At 35.9% G+C, this 3,224-nt stretch carries 2 protein-coding genes and 1 pseudogene; all 3 read left to right on the top strand.

The annotated features are described in order from the left end of the window. Window positions 1–953 (top strand): annotated as a pseudogene (locus ABWO41_RS17025) (SusC/RagA family TonB-linked outer membrane protein); the annotation flags it as partial. Next, window positions 928–1,983 carry a SusC/RagA family TonB-linked outer membrane protein gene (locus ABWO41_RS17020; protein WP_353140592.1) on the top strand — a complete coding sequence of 352 codons (1,056 nt, stop codon included), beginning with the start codon at window positions 928–930 and terminating at the stop codon, window positions 1,981–1,983. The pseudogene ABWO41_RS17025 and the gene ABWO41_RS17020, both read left to right, overlap by 26 nt. 37 nt (window positions 1,984–2,020) lie before the next feature. Further along, the coding region (locus ABWO41_RS17015) for a RagB/SusD family nutrient uptake outer membrane protein (protein ID WP_353140589.1) at window positions 2,021–3,224 on the top strand (1,204 nt) is incomplete at its 3' end.

Below are 3,224 nucleotides of genomic sequence, written 5' to 3'. Positions count from 1 at the left end.
CACAGCCTTACGCTACTTATCTGATGTATCAGATTTGGGGTGCCAGGCCGGTTAGTGGAGGGGAAAATATTGAAGATGAATTGCTGGACCCTGATGCTGGTGATGCAAGGGCTAATCCGTACATTTCTGCTATAAATGAAATTAAGACTAAGGTTACAAATACCCTATTGTTAAATGCTAAAATTGACTATTCAATTTCAAAGAAATTTGCATTAACTATCAGAGGTGGAGTGAATAGTGTTGCGGTGAGAAATGAGGAGTTTTATAATGCACAAACTTCTAGAGGGTATCCTTTTCCTGATAATACATTAGGTGTTAATGGAGCCATTTACAATGCTTTAACCAGTGGTTGGGTAAATGAAAACCTCCTTACTTACAATAACCAAATCGATAAAAATAACAAATTGAATATTATTGGTGGTTTTACAATGCAGAGTACCCAAAACAAACGAAGTGGGTATTTATCTAAAAATATTCCGAACCCGGAGTTAGGAGTAAATGGGATAGATGAGGGTGAATTGTCTAGTCTGGTAGCTTCTTCTACTGAAAATACGCTGGTTTCATTTCTGGGAAGAGCAAACTATAATTTAAAATCTCGTTATTTATTTACGGCATCCTTTAGGGCTGACGCCTCTTCAAAATTTGCAGAGAATAATAGATGGAGCTATTTTCCTTCGGCAGCATTTGCATGGAATATGTATCAAGAACCATTTATGAAAGCCCTGTCTTTTGTTTCTAACTCTAAACTTAGGGTTAGTTACGGGATTACTGGAAATAACCGTGTTGGAGATTTCTCCTATTTATCTTCTATCACCTTCCCTTATAATAGTTATTACTCATTTAATAATCAAAATCCTCAGCAAACTGCAATGTTGAGTAATTATGGTAATTCTGATTTAAAGTGGGAGAGTACAAGACAATTTGGTTTTGGTTTTTTTTGTTTCTTTATTTAAAAAAAAAATAATTGTTACTATATATCTGTATAAAAAAACGACAACAGATCTTTTACTCAATGCAAACGTTCCTTACAGCAGTGGATATTCAAAAATTCTAAAGAATATTGGTAAGGTTAGAAATCAAGGATTTGAATTCACTTTAAATACTGTAAATATTAAAAATAAGGTGTTTGAATGGAGTAGTGATTTTAATATTTCATTTAATTCAAACACCATATTAGCGCTTGCTGATCTTCAGGAGACGATGATTTCAACTGTTGGTTATCCCGCACCCTATAGCAATGCACAGCTTTATCTGGCCAGAATTGGTGGCCCTGCAGCTGTTATGTACGGTTATAAATGGTTAGGTAATTACCAGATTGATGATTTTACACTTCAACCAAATGGTAGTTATCTCTTAAAGAACACAATTGCTACTAATGGGAATTTAAGAAGTACTATTAAGCCTGGAGATATAAAGTATGAGGATATGAATGGCGATGGTATAGTCAATGAGAAAGATCGTATCATTATTGGTCGCGGTCTTCCAAAGCATATCGGTGGTTTTAACAATAACCTAAGTTACCAAGGCCTTTCTCTTAATGTGTTTTTCCAATGGTCTTATGGTAATGATCTTTTCAATGCAAATAGAGATATGTTCGAAGGTAATGCGCTAACCCGATCTAATTTAAATCAGTATGCCACTTATGTGAATCGCTGGACACCCGAGAATCCAAGTAATGAATATTATAGGTTTGGTGGACAGGGGCCAACGGGTCGGTTTTCTTCCCGTGCTATTGAAGATGGTTCATTTTTAAGGCTCAAAACCGTTTCCTTATCATATGCGCTACCTAAGGTTGTACTTTCTAAACTGAAATTAAGATCCTTTAGTTTGTTTGCTACTGCCCAAAATCTATATACCTGGACCAAGTATTCTGGAATGGATCCAGAGGTTTCTGTAGCGAACTCGATATTGACGCCAGGGTTTGATTATTCAGCCTATCCAAGAGAACAGACATTTGTTTTTGGGCTTAAAGCATCTTTATAACAGTTCGATTATTGATGAATAAATAAATATAAAATTTATGAAAAATATGTATTTGCTCTTGATGTTGTTCTGCATTACCGGAATAACTTCATGTAAAAAATTTTTAGATACCAAACCTGCTGATTTTATAAATCCAAAGGATTATTATAATACAGAAGCTCAACTTAATACGGCATTAAATGGAGTGTATGCAACATGGGCAAACGGAGGATTATATCGTAACAATATGTTGGCCAGAATGGGAATAGAAACAGATGAGGGTTTTTGTAGTAATGCCTCTGAGCTCACTGGAGTAGCAGGGTTTAATGCTGCTTCAACTGACCCAAAGGTATTATCATATTGGCAAACTTTGTATGTGGGGATTAATAAGGCTAATCAGCTTTTGGCTAATATTGACAAACCAGTTATGGATGAAGTCAGACGTGATAGAATAAGAGGTGAGGCTCTATTTCTTAGGGCATATTACTATTTCATGTTGGTTAGTAAATTTGATGGTGTTCCTTTAGTATTAAAAACTGCTCCATCTGCTTCAGCTCAGGATCTTCAAATACCAAGAACTCCAGCCAAAGATGTGTATGCACAAATTCTTAAAGATATGGAGGAGGCTTCATTATTAGTTGACGATATCAAGAATCTTAATTTTGGAGGTAAGGTTTCCAAAACGGCAGTTTGGGGTATGATGGCAAGGGTATGTTTACATATGGCCGGATATCCTGTAAACGATGTTTCAAAATTTGCTGAAGCGAAAAAATGGTCAGAAAAAGTAATTGATGATGGGACACATAGTTTAAATCCTTCGTTTGAGCAGGTGTTTATTAACTATGCTCAAGATAAGTATGATATTAAGGAGAGTATCTTAGAAATTGAGTTCTGGGGCAATAATAGCCCTTATGATATTGGTGGTATGGTTGGTCGAAATAACGGGATCAGACAAAATACGGGAGGTGATCCTTCTATTGGGTATTCTCCTGGTTATTTACACCCTACACTCTGGATGTTTAATGTATATGAAGCAAGTGGTACTACTTATTCTAACGATCTTCGTAGAGATTGGTCTATTGCTCCTTTCTCTTATTCTGGAAATAACACTAGTATAAAAGTAAATTGGGCCACCAATCAAATCTACCAGCGTTACTGTGGTAAATTTCGTAGGGAAAGTGAGATCTTGCTTCCTAAGGTAGATATACGTACGCCTCAGAATTTTCCGCTTCTGAGATATTCTGATGTTTTGTTAATGTATG

Origin of the sequence: Pseudopedobacter sp. (assembly GCF_040392825.1) — a bacterium.
Taxonomy (GTDB): Bacteria; Bacteroidota; Bacteroidia; order Sphingobacteriales; family Sphingobacteriaceae; genus Pseudopedobacter.
This window is presented reverse-complemented; position numbering and strand designations above follow the sequence as displayed.